Genomic DNA, 17,184 nt, shown 5'->3' on the forward strand with positions numbered 1-17,184 from the left:
AGAAGCGATGTGTTTGATTACATAGAAATGTTTTATAACAGCAAACGAAAACATGGTTCCAATAATCTGCTGTCACCGGTAGAGTATGAAAACCGTTACCAAGAACGGCTGGGAAGTGTCTAGTTTATTGGTGGCGATTCATTCAGTGATGACAGTGCAGTTGCAACAGAGCCTGTGTCGGACTCTGGTGATCAGACTTTTGCCGGCTACCAGCGGGGTGGCCGTTACGGAAAGGTGCAAGAGTTCGAAAGAGTCGATCGGTTGCATGGGGAAGCAAGTAAAAACGTGACCTCAGAAGTAGCCGGTGTCACCGGCGTTAAGCCAACTGACGAAGCTGCCGTAAGTTCACAGCCTGTAGCGTCTGACTTACTGACAGAGTTCTTATTAGATGAGGAGATGCAGGAGTTTGCTTTGCAGAGCAAGAGAGCCCGCTTCGGTAAAGTGCAAGAGTTTGAGCGGCTAGAACGGTTGCATGATGAGCAAGCTTTGGCTACCACATCAGCTCCTGCTGAAATTCTGAATGAGTTTGCACCGTTGCAGGCGACAGTTGACGTCATGGCACAAGTAGCAGGTTCGCAGATATGGCAAAACCTGGAGCAAGGTATCCTGACGTTTAACGGTGAACAAAAAGCTGGTCGCTACGCAGAGGTTGTGGAGTTTGAAAAGGTTGATCGCCCGCACGACGCACCGGAGGCCAACGTTGCGAAACTAATAGATGCAGCGAACGCCTTTGATGTATCTGATGCCAGCGAACTTGATGGCAACATCTCTGTAGTGCCGGAGCTTGCTTATACCTACTATTAATGATTAAACAGATGGTTGAATGAAAAAAGCCCACCTACACAGGTGGGCTTTTTTAATGAGTAGATTTATTTATTAAGCGTAAGCGCGTCACTGCTTTGCCGCATAGGCTTCTACTTCGCGCCAGACCCGCATTAAGTTACCTGATAGTATTTTCTCTATATCAGTATCGCTGTAGCCCCGGTTTAATAATCCTTCGATCAGATTAGGATAGCTGGCCACATCTTTTAATCCTTCAGGTAACGAGTCGCCGACGCCGTCGTAATCAGAACCAATACCTACGTGCTCAATACCCACCAGCTTTACCACATGATCAATATGATCCAGCACGGTATCCAGAGTGGCAAACGGGTAGGGCTGCTGCTGCCGGAAAATTTCTGCAAAGGCCGCATCGTTTGGCACACCTGCCTTTTCTGCCGCTGCTTTTCGCAACGCGCTGTACTGATTAGCGATAGCGGTAACAAACGATGAGCCAAAATTAATCTGAATTACGCCGCCATTTTTGGCCAGCGCTTTTAACATATCGTCATCCATATTGCGCTCAAAACCCGGTACAAAGCTGCGAAGTGACGAGTGTGATGCAATAACCGGTACCTTACTCAGTGCCACCGTCTGATAGAAGGCATCATCGGAAACATGGGAGATATCGATCATCATACCAATATTGTTCATCGCTACCACCAGCTCCTTACCAAAGGGGCTTAAGCCCTGCCAGCGCCGGCGTAAATCGTAACTGGAATCAGAGATATGATTGCTCTCTGAGTGCGCCAGTGTAATGTAACGAATACCGCGCTGATAAAAATGGCTTAAGTTAGCTAAGTCACCGCCAATCGGTGTGCCATTTTCCATGCCAAGTGCCAGTGAAATTTTGCCGCTGCCAAATTGTGCGACGGCATCTTCAGTGCTGTAAGCCATCGCAAATTTGTCCGGTGCGCGGCCAACCAGGGCTTCCATATTGTCAATAAGCTGATTAGCCAGCTGGTAACCACCGCCAGTGCGCTCGAAAGCTGCCGGAATATAGATTGACATAAAAGGGACATTTAAGCCGCCCTGGCGGGCCCGTGGGTAATCAAACTCGCCGCGCGCTGTGGCTTTTGTGACATCTTCCCAGTCTTTATATAAGCGGTAGGGGACATCGATATGAGTATCAATAATAAGGCTGTTCTGGGCAATCTCCCCAGCGCGCTGTTCGATACTTAGTTCGCTGGTTGGCTTGGCGGGTGCATTCTGGCCGTTAAGCTGTCCTGGCGAACTGCAGGCGGTAAGGCCGGCACTTAGTAGTGCGGCACAAACCAGGGTAAGACGGGTTGTCATGGATAAGATCCTTGTGATTAAGTCGGCGGGCCATAATATGCTATGCTGCGCTCTGAAAATCCAGTCTGGAGTAGATGTTATGTTGCGGCGTGTTACTGTTTGCCTGTTGTTGCTGTTGCCATTACATGTTGCGGCAGATAACAAGGTTGACCTTGAAATTACTATGAAAAACATGGGGCTGGCATTAAAGCAGGCCCGGCAGGCCGAAAGCCCACAGGCGGCTAAGCCTTATATTGCGCAACTTATCACCCTGACGGCGCAGGCAACCACTGCCCCTTTTCCAGAGGATAAGGCCCCCATATACCTTGAGGGATTGCAAAAAGTGCAGTTAACTTTACAAAAAGCCAAACTTGCTGCCGCCGCTGGTGATAACGATAAGCTGCAGCAGACACTTAAAGAAGTCGAACAGCTGCGAAAGCACTACCATAAGCAGCGTAAAGTGAGTTTCTGGCAGTTGTTATTTGGTTAGTCTGGCTCAGGATATTTTAACGGCTTGTTTATAAAAAGCTTATATGGCACTTTGTAAGCCATAACATAACGGATTGGAGAGATGCATGAAAGCAATACCACGCCTGTTAGGTACCGCTCTGGTATCTGTGACATTATTCGGCTGCAACGATGCACCGGCACCTGACGCCCAAAAAACGGCGACATCTGCTGCTGTTGAACAAGCCGTAACCGCTAACCAGTCTAACCCTTTACTGCAGCCATGGACCGGACCATACCAGGGCGTACCGGCATTTGACCAGATGCAGCTGGCTGATTTAAAGCCGGCATTAGAGCAGGGAATGGCAGAGCACTTAGCCGATATTGACAAGATCACGGCTAATCCGGATGCCCCAACCTTTGAAAATACGATTGTCGCGCTGGAAGGGGTCGGTAAAGCGCTGGATCGGGTATTTACCTATTATGGTATCTGGAGCTCTAATAAATCTTCTGAGGAGTTTCGGGCTATTCAGCGGGAAATGGCACCGAAATTATCGGAATTTACCTCTAAAATTACCCAGAACGAAGCATTATTTAAGCGGATCGCTGCGGTATATAACTCGGAGCAAATGGCTGCTTTAACCCCGGAGCAGCAGCGTCTGGCCAAGCTGGTCTATCTGGGCTTTGCTAATAATGGTGCCACCTTAGATGCCGAACAGAAAAAACGTTATGCCGCCATTAATCTGCGTTTATCTGAGCTTTATACCCAGTTTTCGAACAATATTCTGGCCGACGAAGAAAATTACGCCTTGTATCTGAGCAAAGAGCAACTGGGCGGCTTGCCGGATTCATTAGTTAATGCTGCCGCCGCAGCGGCGGCCAGTCGTGGTAAAGAAGGCATGTATGCCATTACCAACACCCGCTCGTCGATGGACCCATTCCTGACTTATTCTACCGAGCGCGAGCTGCGCCAAAAAGTCTGGAACACCTATTATAGCCGCGGTGATAACGCCGATGCCCGCGATAACAATGCGATTATTGCGGAAATTCTGGCGCTGCGCGATGAGCGGGTCGGCCTGCTGGGTTTTGATAATTACGCTGATTGGCGCTTGCAGGACAGGATGGCAAAATCGCCTGAGCGCGCAATGGATTTAATGATGTCAGTCTGGCCGGCGGCCATTGCCCGGGTGAAGGAAGAAGTGGCTGATATGCAGGCACTGGCTGATCTGCAAAATGACAATATTACTATTGAGCCGTGGGATTATCGCTTTTACGCCGAAAAAGTGCGCCAGGCTAAATACGATTTAGACTCGGATGAAGTCAAGCAGTATCTGCAGTTGGATAAACTGCGTGAAGCGATGTTTTACGTGGCAGGCCGTTTATTTAATTTTAATTTCTCCGCCGTCCCGGCAGATACCGTGCCGGTGTTTCATGAAGACGTTAAAGTCTGGGAAGTGACCGATAAAACCAGCGGTGAACATATTGGTTTGTGGTATCTGGACCCGTTCGCCCGTTCCGGTAAGCGCTCCGGTGCCTGGGCTACCAGTTACCGGGGGTACAGTAATTATGACGGCGAGAAAAACGTCCTGTCGTCTAATAATTCTAACTTTATGAAAAGTGCCCCGGGTGAACCGGTACTGATTTCATGGGATGACGCCGAAACCTATTTCCATGAATTTGGCCATGCGCTGCATGCGTTATCTTCCAAAGTAACTTATCCGACGTTAAATGGTGGCGTGCGTGACTATACCGAATTTCAGTCGCAGTTACTGGAGCGTTGGTTGTTAACGGATGAAGTCATCAGTCAGTTCTTAGTTCACCATAAAACTGGTGAGTCAATGCCGCCAGAGCTGGTTGCTAAAATCAAAAAAGCGGCCACTTTTAACGAAGGTTTTAAAACAACTGAATATCTGGCATCAGCAATTATTGATTTGAAGCTGCATATGCTGGATGACCCAACAGGCATTGACCCTGATGCCTTTGAGCGTGAGACCTTAACAGCGATGGGAATGCCCGGTGAGTTAGTGATGCGCCATCGTACGCCGCAGTTTGGCCATGTGTTCTCAGGCGAGGGCTATGCCGCCGCTTATTATGGTTATATGTGGGCGGAAGTGCTGACCTCTGATGCAGCCGAAGCTTTTGCTGAAGCGCCGGGCGGCTTTTACGACAAAGACATGGCAGCACGGCTGGTGCAGTATTTATTCAGTGTGCGTAATGCAGTGGATCCGGAAGAAGCTTACCGGGCGTTTCGTGGCCGGGATGCGAAAATTGAAGCGCTGATGCGCGATCGGGGCTTTCCGTTACCACCGGCCAAATAATGCTCCAGCAACAAAAAAGGGCACGTCAGTGCCCTTTTTTAGCTGAATTTCCAGCTTATTTTTGTTTAACTTTGTTTAACTGGCTTAACCCGCCAGACCAACATAGACGTTCTGTACATCGTCATCGGCGTCTATTGCATCAAGAAAGGCTTCAACCTCTGAGCGTTGCTCATCGTTTAAACTAACAGGGTTATTTGCCCGGTACACCAGCTTTGCGGTCAGTACATTGTAACCAAATTCTGGCAACGCTTTGGCCACCATGTCTAAATCGGTGGCTTCAGTCAGAAATACCACTTCGTTATCATCACCCTGTTCAAAATCCTGAGCGCCGGCTTCGATGGCGGCAAGTTCTATATCGGCATCGCTGTTGCTGGCTTCCGCTTCAATCTGGCCCAGGTGTTTAAAGTCCCAGGATACGGCACCGGAAGTCGCCAGCTGGCCTTTGCGGAATAACTGACGGATGCTCTGGGCGCTGCGGTTTTTATTATCGGTTAAACACTCTACAATCACCGGCACCTGATGTGGCGCAAAACCTTCGTAGACGACGGTTTCATAGTTAGCCGGACCATCGAGTAAACCTGCGCCTTTTTTTATCGCCCGCTCCAGCGTATCTTTTGGCATTGACGCTTTTTTTGCCGTTTCAATGGCAGAACGCAATTTTGCATTCATATCCGGATCGGCGCCGTTGCGCGCTGCAACGGCAATTTCTTTTGCCAGCTTGGTGAAAATCCGGCCTTTGGCATTGGCCGCATCTTGTTTGTGTTTGGCTTTCCATTGTGCGCCCATTGTCGCGCTCCTGTATTCTTAATGATCAAAGCTTAGGTATCAAAACCAACAGGGCGCTAGTCTAGCCAATTGCGGGCTTTTATAGCAAGCTTAAGCACTAAACGGCAGAGATTTAAATTGTTGGCCGAAAGCCTGGCAAGTAAAACCAAAGCCCAAAGGCTTACGTTTAACCCCACAGAGCAAACAGCCTTTGATAGCGGATTACTTTAAATGACATTCAGCACAGCAGTAGCGGCAACACCGGCCATCAAAGCCGTGGTGTTTGATCTTGACGGTACCCTGGTAGACTCGAGGCTTGATTTCGCTACTATATGCCATGATATTGGCTGGCCGGCCGGTACCCCGCTGCTGGAACAGCTGGCAACTGTCAGCTGTTTGCGTGAGAAAGCCAGGGTTGAGCAGATTATCCACCGCCATGAACTGGCCGGCGCCGACGCTGCCAGCTGGATCCCCGGCGCGCTTGACAGCTTGCAGCAGTTGAGTGCCCAGGGCTGGCCGCTGGCAATTCTGACCCGCAATATGCGCCAGGCAACAGCTCGGGTGATCAACCGCCTGCAGATACCGGTAGATTTGGTGCTGACGCGCGAGGATTGCCCGGCAAAGCCTGATCCGGCAGGCTTGAAAATGATAGCCGCACAATTAAACGTTAGCTGCTCAGAAATACTTTACGTTGGCGATTATCTGTTTGATTTACAGGTAGCTGCCAATGCCGGCAGCCTGTCTTGCCTGTATTTAAACGGCAGCAATCAGCAATTTCTGGCGCAGGCCGATTTTCATATCAGTCACTTTAATCAGCTGCCCGCGCTGGTGGCCCGGTTAAGCGGGCGGTAACGATGCTCAGGGGCCGCAGCGCCATAGCAAAATGACGGTCTTGTTTGCTATGGAGTTGCATAATGACCAGTAAACCCCCTATATTAGCGACATAATTATAAAAAAGGGCAGGCAAGTGTGCTGACACGGTTAAAAAGCAATTTTTATCTGGCAATGATAAGCCTGGTCGGGCTGATTATTACGGTGTGTCTGACGCCTTATGGCATTTACCGGCTAGTTAGCGGTAATATTGTGGTGGGTATTGCCGATCTTGGCATGGTACTGGTCAGTATCTGTTGTGTCAGTTTTGCCTGGCGCACCGATGACACAAAAGGCCCCGGCCTGGTGATGGCTATCGCCTTTTGTATTGGTGCCATTCTGGTATGTATTAACCTGGGTGTCGATGGCGTATTCTGGCTGTATCCTTTTATTGTGTTTATCTTTTTTCTGGTTTCACCGATAAAAGCGCTGGTCATGTTATTGTTGTCATTGTCAGTGCTGGTCGGGTTTGCCATCTTTAACCCGGGCCAGATTTTTGTCAGTACCTTTCAGCTGGTATCTTTTACCGTTACCTGCTTTATTACCAGCTTGTTTGCCTACGTGTTTGCCTACCGCACGCTGACCCAGCGTGAGGCATTGCGGATGCTGGCAACAACTGACAGCCTTACCGGCGCGGCCAATCGCAGAACCTTAGATGACGCCTTGTCTGCGGCTATCAGTCAGCACCGCAAGCATGGCACTCAGTTTGGGATAATGCTGCTCGATCTGGATTACTTTAAAAATATTAATGACAAATACGGCCATAAAGCTGGCGATAACGTGCTGACTGAGCTGGTGCCTGTTTTAAAGAAAATGGTACGCCAGCGCGATACCATATTCCGGTTTGGTGGCGAAGAATTTGTGGTATTGCTCAGTGATATCAGTGAGGCGGATCTGGGGAAACTGGCTGATAAAATCCGGCTGGGGGTAAATGAGCACCTGAATTTACCCGATGGTAAAAAATTAACAACCTCAATCGGCATCGCGGTACTGGCGCCAGATGAGAGTTGGGAAAGCTGGCTGCACCGGGCAGATTTAGCGCTATATCAGGCTAAAAATCAGGGCAGAAACCAGGTTGTAGCCGCTTAATGACACCCGTTGCCACTGCTCAGATAAGGCTGGAGCACAGGCGCCATACTATTTAAAACCTGTAACGGTAAAGCCGAGGTGAAACTGAATTGTTCGGCCGTGGCATCCGGTACGTAAGCGGTTAACACGCCAAAATGCTGATCTCCAAGATAAAAAGCAAAGGTTGCTGTCCGGTTCAATGCTCTGGAGCTGATATGCTGCCCTCTGGCATTTAACTGAACCAGCCGGTTGTCGCCTGTGCCGGTTTTTCCGCCAATCGTCACGGTAGCAGGGTCGAAGCTGGTGTTCAGACGCCGGCCTGTGCCTGCGCTGACCACCTGCTGCAGTGCTGCTCGCACCGCGGCTGCAACTTCCGGGTCTAACACCTGCTGTGCTACTGCGGGTTGGCGGCTGAATTCAGTAAAGTAGGGCGTACCAGTCGCAAACGTCAGCTGGTCAATGCGGACTGTTGGCAGTTTTTTACCATTATTAAGAAGGATGCCAATAAGTTCAGCCAGGGCTGCCGGTCTGTCTCCTGAGCTGCCAAGCGCTGTTGCTAAAGAGGGAACGAGGTAGTCAAAAGGATAGCCCAGCCGCTGCCAACGCTGATGCAGATCCCAGAAAGCCTCGATTTCCAGCATGCTGCGAATACGGTTATCCCGGGCACTGCGAAAACGAGTTTTAAACAGCCACTGATAGACATCTTGTCGGATATCACTGCTGGCGGTTATGGCGGCTTTCAGAGTAGTCGTATCACTGCGTTGCAGATAGGCCAGCAACCACAATTCCAGCGGATGGCTGCGCGATAAATATGCCCGATCAGGTAAGTTGAAGGTATCAGGCTGATATTTATCATACAGACGCAACCAGTCAGCCTGGCTGCTGGTACTGCCAAACTGTTGTTGCATCAGGTCAATAAATTGCTCTGTTGTAGCGTCGGGTCGGATATAAAGATAAGCGACAGCCAGCCGTTCCGGCGTTTGCCGGCTACTGGCGATATACAGCTGCAAGCGCTGCTCGGCGGTTCTGTTCTGGTATTTTTGCCAGAAGCGGCGGATAAAGGTGATGCCTTCCCGGTCGGCAAAACGCCGCAGATACTCATCACGCCGCGGATTATTGTCATCGGTCAACAGCTGATAACTGCTGTTTTCGCCATGGTAAATGCTGTAGTTAACAATATCCTGCAGTAGCCGGACAAACGGCAGGTTAACAGATTGCTGCAGCGCCTCGGCTATGGTTGGGTTCATGGCATTTTCTTCTTTGCGAAAATTACTGAAAGTATGTAAACCCCCGCCGGTAAAAAAGCTTTCTTTCGGATCCGCGCTGTAGCGCCGATTTAGGGCTGCCTGCAGCATGGTTTCCATACTGACACCCGGGTTATCAATAAGATAAGAGACCGCCCACGCGGTTAAGTCGTCCTGTGGGGCAATGTTGATAAACTGCAGCGCATCAGAATGCTCGCCGGCATATAGCCGGTGCAGTTCAGCGATGATCTCCAGATAGCTTATCAGCACCCGTAGTTTTGCTGTTGAGCCCAGTTCCAGTTTACTGGCATCATTCAAATCAAAGGGTTGGGCTGTGGTGTCTGTCTGCACCCGTACTTTATTGCCGCTGGGGGTGGTCTGATAAAGGGTAAAGCTGTATTTCACTTTATCTTGTTGCTCTGGTTGCAGCAGTTTTTCAGCAAACAGCCCGGCTTGCTCAGCCGCCGGGTAAGTATTGAGCTGGTGTAAATGGCGACTGATATCACGTTGTAACGTGCTGTGCAGTGTGGTCTGGCTTTGTAAATCCAGCCTGTCCAGCTGATACAGGTTCTGATCCAGTAATTGGCTCAGCCGGGTACGGACCATTGTTACCGCTTTGAAATTTTCGCCCTGCAGTGTTGCCGGTGCGGGTTTTCCATTAAAAACCAGGCGCTGACGCATTGCTTTGTCAGCCAGCGCCTTGGGCAGTAAACCCTGTTGCTGCATCAGGCTCAGGTGGCTGTTCAGCAGCTGTTCTAAATCATTGCGGCCCTGCACCAGATAATAGGAAGGGCGGCGCTGGGCAATAATAAGTGCCAGAACCTGCCTTAATGCCATTGCCTGATCATCGGTGTAGGGAGCCCCTTTAGTTAACAGCCGGTTTACCCTGGCAGGATCGGCACCAAACCAGGCGTACAGGCCTTCTGCCATGCCGTTAACTTCACCGTAGGCGGGGGTTGCTGCCAATGGCACGGTATTAATGTAGTCCAACACAATTTTCTGTCTGCTCTGACGGGTGTCAACGCCATGCTGATAGGCCCTGACGCTGGCAGATACCAGCTGACGCGCTTTATCGCTAATATCGCTGGTGAAGCCGTGCGGGCTGTGGCGATATTTTTCCAGTTGCGTCGCCAGGGTGCTGCCGCCGGCCGCCGCCGCTGGGATGCCGACTGCCCGTTGTAGCTGTGACCAGACAGCGGCTGCGAGCCTGGGTAAATTTACAGCCGGATTAGCGTGAAAGTGGTCCGGGCTCAGCAATGTCCGATCTTCAATAAATAACAAACTTTGCACCAGCAGCGGCGCAATATTTTGCAGATTGTCAAACTGAAAAGCCGGTGAGCGGTGCTGGTACATTTGCTCTTGCTGACAACCCATAATGCGCAGACCGGCGTGGTTTTTTTCAGCATAGGGGGGTGAAAAGCCATACTCTGCATATTGCAGCAGCGGATCGGAGAACTGACTCTGGGCGGTAATGGCAAAGCCGGCATGCTGAAGTTTGCTGCTCCAGGCCGGTAACTGGGTGTAGCCAAAGCGATGATCAAAAGGCCCCGCTGCCGGAAAGCGGATTTGAGTTGCCGCGCCCGGTTGTACCTGATAGCGCAGCTTGGCAGCATACCAGTGCCAGAATGTTGACTGATAAAAGTGATTGCGGCTTTCCTGATACAGTAACGCTGCTAGCAGCACCACCAGCAGCAACAGCAACCAGGGTAAATACCGCACCGGCTTGCGCGCCGGCACAGGCCGGGGTGTATCGCGAACATTATCAAATTTAAACCTGTCAGGCTGCGGCCTGCTGTTCAGGGTGGGCTCGATTCTGGATGACGGGCCGTGTCTTTCGCTCATACTGACCGTTTAGACTCCATATTTTTGCTGTTGCAACGCTGCAGCACGTTCAGCACGTTCAGTATCCTCTGTGACCTGCCAGCCTTGTAAGTTCTGGTTAATCAGCTGATATAATGCCGCAATATGTGACGGTCTGTCATTCAGCGCGCTGATATACTGGTACTGCTGACCGCCTGCTTCAACAAAGTACTCGCGGTTCTCTTCACCAATTTCCTCAATGGTTTCCAGGCAGTCTGCGGCAAAGCCCGGACAGAAAATCTGTACGGATTTAACCCCCTGGCCCGGCAGCGCTTTTAAGGTGTCATCTGTATAAGGCTTTAACCATTCTTCGCGCCCAAAGCGTGACTGAAAGGTGGTGATATATTCATCTTTGCCAAGCCCCAGTGCCTGCGCTATCAGCCGCGAACTTTTGTAGCACTCGCAGTGATAAGGGTCGCCATTGAGTAAGTAACGTTTAGGGATACCGTGATAAGAGAACAGCAGTTTATCAGCACGGCCATGTTCTGCCCAATGTTGTTTAATCCGCTCGGCACAGGCCGCAATGTAGCCACTATCGTCATGATAATGAGAAATAAACCGGAGATCAGGTAACCAGCGGCGCGCCATAAAGTTTTTTGCCAGCTCATCAAAAGTGGACGCCGACGTTGACGCAGAATATTGCGGATATAACGGCAGCACCAGAATTTTTCTGACGCCGCTGGCGAACATCTTTTCAAGCACAGCAGCAAAGGACGGATTGCCATAACGCATAGCAAAGTCCACCACGACGTCGGATCTGCGGTCCTTAGCAAATTCGCGGGCAATGGCCTCGGCCTGAGCCCGGGTATGGAATAACAGTGGCGAGCCCTGCTCAGTAAAAACACTCGCATAGGCTTTGGCTGAGCGCCTTGGCCTTATTTGCAGGATAATGCCGTTCAGAATAAACCACCATAACAGCCTTGGCACTTCAACCACCCTGGGATCAGATAAAAACTGTTTCAGGTAGCGTTTTAACGCTTTTGGGGTCGGGGCATCAGGGGTGCCCAGATTAGTCAGCAATACACCTATTTTATCGGTGCTGCTGTGCGGGTAATTCGGGTTATTAATAAAGGCCATAGTTGTCACTTAATAAGCTGGGAGAAACAGCCTGAGCATACGCTGGTGACTGCTGATTGGTTCGGAAGTAATAGCATGATGGTACCAGTTTAACGCGACTAACAATAACTAAAAACACTGAGATTATACCGGCTTACTGGAAAAAAAACCGCAGTGCCAGTAAGCTTGCTGATAAATTGATTAAGCGGATATGGCCAGGCTATGCAAAAGACCCCTCTGCTGAAAAGCGATAGCAAACTGAAACGGCTGCTGGCCTATGGCATTGCCGTGCTGTTAGCCGCAGCGCTTGCCAGTATTGTTCAGAGCCAGTTTAATTTAATGGCTATCGCCATGCTGGTTGAACAGGTGCCGCTGCGCGACTGGTTGTGGACCGTCTGGTTCGATTTGCGGTTTTTTACCCCCACCATACTGGTGATTATGGCGCCGGTATTACTGCTGGCCCTTCTGGCAGGGCGGCTGTTGCATGCTATAACCGGGATAAGCCGGTTAGGATGGGCAACTGGCTGCAGTATAGCAGGTTTGCTACTGGCACTTTGGGCAGTAAACAACGTGGCACCGATGCCCACCCTGATTGCCGCGAGCCGCACTATGGCCGGCAGTCTGGCGCTGGCGTTATGCGCTGCAGCCGGCGCTGCCATTTATGTTAGATTAACCCGCAGCGATAAGGCCTGAGATGAAAAGCACCATTAAAACTGTTTCACTACTGCTGCTTGGCGCATCATTACAGGTGCTGGCGGTACCCTATCAGCTGACAACGGTGGCAGAAGATCTTAACTATGCCTGGTCGTTAGCTTTTTTACCGGACAACAGCATGCTGGTCACTGAACGGACCGGCAACATAAAACAATTTACCGCAAAAGGCGAACTGATCGCTGAGGTAAGCCCGGCATTACCTGAGTTATATGTGGCAGCGCAGGGCGGTTTACTGGAAGTTTTGCTGCCGGATGGCGCAGATAAGACGCCATTGGTACTGCTCAGTTATGTATGCGGTGATGCCAGTGCCAATACCCTGTGCCTGGCATCTGGCCGCTGGCAGCAACAGCAATTAACGGATATACGCCAGATATTTAAAGCGAAGCCGTATCGTCAAGGTGCGGCACATTATGGTGGCCGGATGGTGCAACTGCCTGACAGCAGCATCTTACTGACACTGGGTGACGGTTTTGATTATCGGGAACAGGCGCAAAACCCGGCTAACCATCTGGGCAAAATTGTCAGACTTAATCCTGATGGCAGTATTCCGGCTGATAACCCCTTTGTGCTGCAAGCCGGCTATGCCCCGGAAATTTACAGTCTGGGGCATCGGAATGTGCAGGGGATTGTCTGGGATAACACCCAGCAACTGATATACAGTCATGAGCATGGCCCGCGCGGTGGTGATGAGCTGAATATTATTCAGCCGGGTAACAATTATGGCTGGCCGGTGGCGACCCGGGGTATTGATTATACCGGGGCGCGCATATCGCCGTTTCGTCACTATCCGGGAATGGTGGAGCCTATCTGGCACTGGAGCCCGTCTATAGCGCCTGCCGGCATGACCTTATATCAGGGCAGCTTGTTTAGCGACTGGCAGGGTGATTTATTTATTACGGCGTTAGCCGGCAAAGCCTTGCATCATCTCAACATCGAAAACGGCAAGGTCGTATCTGAGCAGCTGCTGTTAACCGGGCTTAACAGCAGACTACGTGATGTGCGAACAGGGCCGGATGGCGCTTTATATATTTTAACCGACGGTGCCAGTGGCGAGCTGCTGCGTCTGACGCCGGCGCAGCAGACCGGTGGCTGATCAGTGCTGATGACCACCTTCACCATGAGCATGGCCATGGGCAATTTCTTCACTGGTCGCCGGGCGCACATTTAAAATCTCGACGTTGAAGGTCAGCGTTTTGCCTGCCAGCGGATGATTAACGTCGATATCGGCTTTAAACATACCCACTTTTACCACCGTAACCTGGCGCTGGCCTTCTTCAGTTTGTACCCAGGCTTTCATACCCGGCTTCCACTTTTTGGCGCCATGCAGGTATTTTACCTGAATGCTCTGAATCGCATTCTGTTTGATCTCGCCGTAGGCATCTTCCGGAGCCAGCGTCAGCTCAACAGTATCGCCTGCTGTTTTACCGGCAAGTGCCGCCTCTAACTTTGGCAGCATTTGTTGCTGGCCATGCATATAAAGTAACGGCGTGCTGCCTTTGGAGCTCTCCAGCTCGCCGGTGCTATCGCTTAAGGTGTAATGAAACTGAACTACTGCGTTATCGCTGATTTGCATAATGCTTTGCCTGTAATTAAAAAGCGCATTATGAAAGGCAGCCTCTGAAAAATCGACTGTTTTTTTACGGGCAGGATAAATTGCGGTTTTAAAGCAGGCTTCCTACACTGAATTAAACCTTGCCAGTGAAAACCGGAGTTGCGCTTGTTTTTAACATCTTACCTGTACGGGTTAGCAATGTTATTTAATGTGGCTGACCTGACGGTACTGCCGGCCCAGACTCATTTTGTCGTCGGTACCGAGGATTTGTCGTTTTATCCGCACTACGACTTTACCCGCAGCGGCAAAAGAGGATTTGCCAATGATGTACTGCAAGCCTTTGCTGCGCAGTATGGATATAAATTCAGCTTTCAGCCATTGCCGGTAAAACGGCTGTATCATGAACTGGACAATAGTGTTGATTTTATTTACCCGGATAATCCTGCCTGGCATAGTTTTCAAGGGGATCTCGCCAGGCGCTTTTACTCTGACGCAGTTATCTCTAATCTGGGCGTCAGCATGGTACTGCCTGAACGGCAGCAGATAAGAATTCGCCAGGTTCGCAATCTGGCCGTTGTCCGCGGTTTTACTCCGGTAAAGTGGCTGAGTCTGAAGCAATTTCATAAGTTTGAGATTTTTGAAGTAGCAACACCGCTTAGCGCGATAAGCCTGGTACTGCGGGGCCAGTTAGATGTGGCAGATCTGGAATATAATGTGGCGAGCCATCTGTTATCAGAGCTGCAACAACCACACGCCCTGGTGGTCGCTGCTCACTTGCCTTTCACTCAGGTGGGCTTTCATTTATCAACGACCCGCCACCGGGATGTTCTGGCGAACTTTGACCAATTCCTGGCCGATAATCAATTATTGCTTGCTGAATTAAAGCGCCGGTACGGCCTGCTGGAACAGCTGCCGCAACCGAAGCTTACTAAATACAGTAACAAGTAAGCTAACCCCAAGGGTTAGCTGGCTGCTTTCATCTGTTGAATAAAACCTTTGAGCTCGCTCAGCAGTTTATCGGGCTGCTCAAGGTTTTGCTCCAGAATTTTGACTATCGCAGAGCCACAGATTGCTCCTGCAGCTCCGTTGGCAATGGCATCTTTAACATGTGCCGGTGTGGATATACCAAAACCCAGCAACGGTGGCGCCGGGTTATAAGCTCTGATCCTGGCGATAAGCTCAGCAGTCGGCATTGCCGCCTGGGTTTCGGTGCCGGTGACACCGGCCCGGCTTAGCAGGTAAGTATAGCCGCGGCCGTAAGAAGCAATCGCCCGCAAGTCATCATCATCCACATTCGGTGGCACAATAAAAATAGGGGCGATATCGTGCGCCATTGCCGCCTGGCGGAACATTTTACTTTCATGCAGCGGCACATCGGCAATCAGTACCGAGTCGACGCCGGCAGCAGCAGCCTGGCTGTAAAAGTTATCTAAGCCGCGGGCCATCACCAGATTAGAGTACAGCAGCAAGCCAATCGGAATATCGGTATTGTACTGACGAACTTTGCGGATAATTTCAAAGCACATTGCCGGTGTGACGCCTGCGGCCATCGCCCGCAGGTTAGCATTCTGAATGGTCGGGCCGTCGGCGATGGGATCAGAGAACGGAATGCCGAGCTCCAGTGCATCGGCGCCACCGTCAATCAGTGTTTTAATAATGTCAAAAGACAGCGCTGGGCCCGGATCACCGACCGTAACAAAAGGCACAAAAGCGCCGCGCTGCTCTGCTTTTAGCCGGTTGAACATCTGTTGATAACGCTGCATTTAGTGAGCTCCCTTGGTAGTGGTACCGGCCTGTTCTGCAGTTTTTTGCTCAGAGAGAATACTGTGCACATGGCTTAAGTCCTTATCGCCCCGGCCGGACAAATTAACGAGTAACACCATAGGCTCAGTGGCATCTTTTGCCATTTTCAGGGCATGAGCCAGCGCGTGCGAGCTTTCCAGTGCCGGGATAATGCCTTCTGCTCTTGCCAGATGCTGAAAGGCGGCTAACGCTTCATCGTCATTAATGGCGACATATTCAGCGCGACCGGTTTGCTGTAAATGGGTATGCTGCGGGCCCACGGCCGGATAATCCAGCCCGGCCGAGACCGAGTACGATTCTTCAATCTGGCCATCGCTGGTTTGCATAATGGCTGTGTAGGCACCGTGCAAAATGCCATAGCTGCCGGTACTAAGCGCTGCCCCATGCTGATGGGTATCGATGCCCTTACCGCCTGGCTCAACACCGATTAACCGCACGCCGTCTTCTTTAATAAAGTCGGCAAAGATGCCGATGGCATTGGAGCCACCACCAACACAGGCAATCACCGCATCAGGCAGCTTGCCTTCGGCTTTTAAAATCTGCTGCTTGGCTTCCTCACCAATCATTTTCTGAAACTCCCGGACGAGGGTCGGGAAGGGGTGTGGCCCGGCGGCGGTGCCCAGCATATAGTGGCTGGTTGCATAACTGGCAGACCAGTCGCGCATCGCTTCGTTTACCGCATCTTTTAGTGTGCCGGAGCCGGCAGTCACCGGAATAACGGTGGCGCCCATCAGCTTCATCCTAAAGACATTGGGTTGCTGGCGATCAATATCTTTAGCGCCCATGTAAATGCGGCATTTCAGCCCCAGCAGCGCACAGGCCAGTGCCGTTGCCACGCCGTGCTGACCGGCGCCGGTTTCGGCAATAACTTCGGTTTTACCCATTCGTTTGGTAAGTAGCGCCTGGCCCAGTACCTGATTGGTTTTATGGGCACCGCCATGCAATAAATCTTCCCGCTTCATGTAAATTTTCACCAGCGGGTTTGGTGATAAATTGCGGCATAATGTCAAAGGGGTGGGCCGGCCGGCATATTCGGTCAGCAGTTGCTGAAATTCAGCATCAAAGGCCGGGTCCTGCAGCGCATCAACAAAGGCTTGCTCCAGCTGCTTTAGCGCCGGTACTAATAATTGCGGCACAAACATGCCACCGTACTGGCCAAAATAAGGGTTTAATTTAAGCTCGCTCATAATACTGCTCTCTGTATTGTCTGCTTAGTTTGCTTTTTTTGCGCAGAAGTTAGCGCGTCCCGGTACTGAAACGCTCTGATCCCGGCAAAAGCCGCTTCAATTTTGGTACTGTCTTTTATGCCGGGTGCACTTTCCAGGCCTGAGTTCATATCAAGGCCGGCAATGGGCAATCTCAGGGCCTGACCGATGTTATCGGGATTAAGCCC

The 17,184-nt window shown here is 50.9% G+C and carries 16 protein-coding genes and 1 pseudogene; 9 read left to right on the forward strand and 8 right to left on the reverse strand.

Annotated features, from left to right (window positions below):
- Together R3177_RS06375 and R3177_RS06380 are read left to right on the forward strand one after the other, a co-directional pair.
- Positions 1–123: IS3 family transposase (locus R3177_RS06375; RefSeq protein ID WP_318970222.1), on the forward strand; the 123-nt coding region annotated here is incomplete at its 5' end.
- A gap of 51 nt (positions 124–174) precedes the next feature.
- Entirely contained in the window at positions 175–804 is a 630-nt protein-coding gene (locus tag R3177_RS06380; protein WP_318970207.1) for a hypothetical protein, read from the forward strand.
- 87 nt (positions 805–891) lie between these two features.
- On the opposite strand, the gene R3177_RS06385 is transcribed toward R3177_RS06380, so the two are convergent.
- Positions 892–2,115 (reverse strand): dipeptidase, encoded by a 1,224-nt coding sequence (locus R3177_RS06385; RefSeq protein ID WP_318970208.1) that lies wholly within the window; start codon positions 2,113–2,115, stop codon positions 892–894.
- Positions 2,116–2,194: 79 nt separating this feature from the next.
- Here R3177_RS06385 and R3177_RS06390 point away from each other — a divergent pair, with 79 nt between their 5' ends.
- Positions 2,195–2,584, forward strand: a complete 390-nt coding sequence (locus R3177_RS06390) for a cytochrome b562 (RefSeq protein WP_318970209.1) — start codon at positions 2,195–2,197, stop codon at positions 2,582–2,584.
- Between the two features lie 85 nt (positions 2,585–2,669).
- Positions 2,670–4,859 carry a M3 family metallopeptidase gene (locus R3177_RS06395; RefSeq protein WP_318970210.1) on the forward strand — a complete coding sequence of 730 codons (2,190 nt, stop codon included), beginning with the start codon at positions 2,670–2,672 and terminating at the stop codon, positions 4,857–4,859.
- Positions 4,860–4,943: 84 nt separating this feature from the next.
- On the opposite strand, the gene R3177_RS06400 is transcribed toward R3177_RS06395, so the two are convergent.
- Positions 4,944–5,645, reverse strand: coding sequence for a YebC/PmpR family DNA-binding transcriptional regulator (locus R3177_RS06400; protein WP_318970211.1), 702 nt, complete (start codon positions 5,643–5,645; stop codon positions 4,944–4,946).
- A 210-nt stretch (positions 5,646–5,855) separates the two neighbouring features.
- Here R3177_RS06400 and R3177_RS06405 point away from each other — a divergent pair, with 210 nt between their 5' ends.
- Together R3177_RS06405 and R3177_RS06410 are read left to right on the forward strand one after the other, a co-directional pair.
- Entirely contained in the window at positions 5,856–6,476 is a 621-nt protein-coding gene (locus tag R3177_RS06405; RefSeq protein WP_318970212.1) for an HAD family hydrolase, read from the forward strand.
- Between the two features lie 117 nt (positions 6,477–6,593).
- Positions 6,594–7,583 carry a GGDEF domain-containing protein gene (locus R3177_RS06410; protein ID WP_318970213.1) on the forward strand — a complete coding sequence of 330 codons (990 nt, stop codon included), beginning with the start codon at positions 6,594–6,596 and terminating at the stop codon, positions 7,581–7,583.
- Here R3177_RS06410 and R3177_RS06415 read toward each other — a convergent pair.
- On the reverse strand, positions 7,580–10,648 hold the full coding sequence (locus R3177_RS06415) for a transglycosylase domain-containing protein (RefSeq protein ID WP_318970214.1): 3,069 nt from the start codon (positions 10,646–10,648) through the stop codon (positions 7,580–7,582). The two genes, R3177_RS06410 and R3177_RS06415, sit on opposite strands and share 4 nt — an antisense overlap.
- A gap of 9 nt (positions 10,649–10,657) precedes the next feature.
- Positions 10,658–11,743 carry a ferrochelatase gene (gene hemH / locus R3177_RS06420; RefSeq protein WP_318970215.1) on the reverse strand — a complete coding sequence of 362 codons (1,086 nt, stop codon included), beginning with the start codon at positions 11,741–11,743 and terminating at the stop codon, positions 10,658–10,660.
- A 201-nt stretch (positions 11,744–11,944) separates the two neighbouring features.
- On the opposite strand from hemH, the gene R3177_RS06425 reads away from it, so the two are divergent.
- Together R3177_RS06425 and R3177_RS06430 are read left to right on the forward strand one after the other, a co-directional pair.
- Positions 11,945–12,415: a hypothetical protein gene (locus tag R3177_RS06425; RefSeq protein ID WP_318970216.1), complete on the forward strand. Its 471-nt coding sequence runs from the start codon at positions 11,945–11,947 to the stop codon at positions 12,413–12,415.
- Position 12,416: 1 nt separating this feature from the next.
- Positions 12,417–13,529 (forward strand): PQQ-dependent sugar dehydrogenase, encoded by a 1,113-nt coding sequence (locus R3177_RS06430; RefSeq protein WP_318970217.1) that lies wholly within the window; start codon positions 12,417–12,419, stop codon positions 13,527–13,529.
- Here R3177_RS06430 and R3177_RS06435 read toward each other — a convergent pair whose 3' ends face one another.
- Positions 13,530–14,009 (reverse strand): peptidylprolyl isomerase, encoded by a 480-nt coding sequence (locus R3177_RS06435; protein ID WP_318970218.1) that lies wholly within the window; start codon positions 14,007–14,009, stop codon positions 13,530–13,532. It lies immediately after the preceding gene.
- A gap of 144 nt (positions 14,010–14,153) precedes the next feature.
- On the opposite strand from R3177_RS06435, the gene R3177_RS06440 reads away from it, so the two are divergent.
- Positions 14,154–14,936 (forward strand): transporter substrate-binding domain-containing protein, encoded by a 783-nt coding sequence (locus R3177_RS06440; RefSeq protein ID WP_318970219.1) that lies wholly within the window; start codon positions 14,154–14,156, stop codon positions 14,934–14,936.
- Between the two features lie 14 nt (positions 14,937–14,950).
- Here the strand turns inward: R3177_RS06440 and trpA are convergent, their stop codons facing one another.
- From trpA to R3177_RS06455, 3 genes and pseudogenes are all read right to left on the reverse strand, one after another.
- A complete protein-coding gene (gene trpA / locus R3177_RS06445) occupies positions 14,951–15,751 on the reverse strand; it encodes a tryptophan synthase subunit alpha (RefSeq protein ID WP_318970220.1) in 801 nt (266 codons plus the stop codon).
- Positions 15,752–16,978 carry a tryptophan synthase subunit beta gene (trpB, locus tag R3177_RS06450; RefSeq protein WP_318970221.1) on the reverse strand — a complete coding sequence of 409 codons (1,227 nt, stop codon included), beginning with the start codon at positions 16,976–16,978 and terminating at the stop codon, positions 15,752–15,754.
- A pseudogene (locus tag R3177_RS06455) lies at positions 16,975–17,184 on the reverse strand (bifunctional indole-3-glycerol phosphate synthase/phosphoribosylanthranilate isomerase); the annotation flags it as partial. The gene trpB and the pseudogene R3177_RS06455, both read right to left, overlap by 4 nt.

The sequence above is a fragment of the Arsukibacterium sp. genome, assembly GCF_033722355.1.
Lineage (GTDB): Bacteria > Pseudomonadota > Gammaproteobacteria > Enterobacterales > Alteromonadaceae > Alishewanella.

What these genes read in the sequence shown, in the direction of transcription:
- trpA (WP_318970220.1), bottom strand. Translation starts at nt 15,751, where the DNA reads ATGCAGCGTTATCAACAGATGTTCAACCGGCTAAAAGCAGAGCAGCGC.
- R3177_RS06430 (WP_318970217.1), top strand. Translation starts at nt 12,417, where the DNA reads ATGAAAAGCACCATTAAAACTGTTTCACTACTGCTGCTTGGCGCATCA.
- R3177_RS06415 (WP_318970214.1), bottom strand. Translation starts at nt 10,648, where the DNA reads ATGAGCGAAAGACACGGCCCGTCATCCAGAATCGAGCCCACCCTGAAC.
- R3177_RS06400 (WP_318970211.1), bottom strand. Translation starts at nt 5,645, where the DNA reads ATGGGCGCACAATGGAAAGCCAAACACAAACAAGATGCGGCCAATGCC.
- hemH (WP_318970215.1), bottom strand. Translation starts at nt 11,743, where the DNA reads ATGGCCTTTATTAATAACCCGAATTACCCGCACAGCAGCACCGATAAA.
- R3177_RS06390 (WP_318970209.1), top strand. Translation starts at nt 2,195, where the DNA reads ATGTTGCGGCGTGTTACTGTTTGCCTGTTGTTGCTGTTGCCATTACAT.
- R3177_RS06425 (WP_318970216.1), top strand. Translation starts at nt 11,945, where the DNA reads ATGCAAAAGACCCCTCTGCTGAAAAGCGATAGCAAACTGAAACGGCTG.
- R3177_RS06395 (WP_318970210.1), top strand. Translation starts at nt 2,670, where the DNA reads ATGAAAGCAATACCACGCCTGTTAGGTACCGCTCTGGTATCTGTGACA.
- trpB (WP_318970221.1), bottom strand. Translation starts at nt 16,978, where the DNA reads ATGAGCGAGCTTAAATTAAACCCTTATTTTGGCCAGTACGGTGGCATG.
- R3177_RS06405 (WP_318970212.1), top strand. Translation starts at nt 5,856, where the DNA reads ATGACATTCAGCACAGCAGTAGCGGCAACACCGGCCATCAAAGCCGTG.
- R3177_RS06435 (WP_318970218.1), bottom strand. Translation starts at nt 14,009, where the DNA reads ATGCAAATCAGCGATAACGCAGTAGTTCAGTTTCATTACACCTTAAGC.
- R3177_RS06385 (WP_318970208.1), bottom strand. Translation starts at nt 2,115, where the DNA reads ATGACAACCCGTCTTACCCTGGTTTGTGCCGCACTACTAAGTGCCGGC.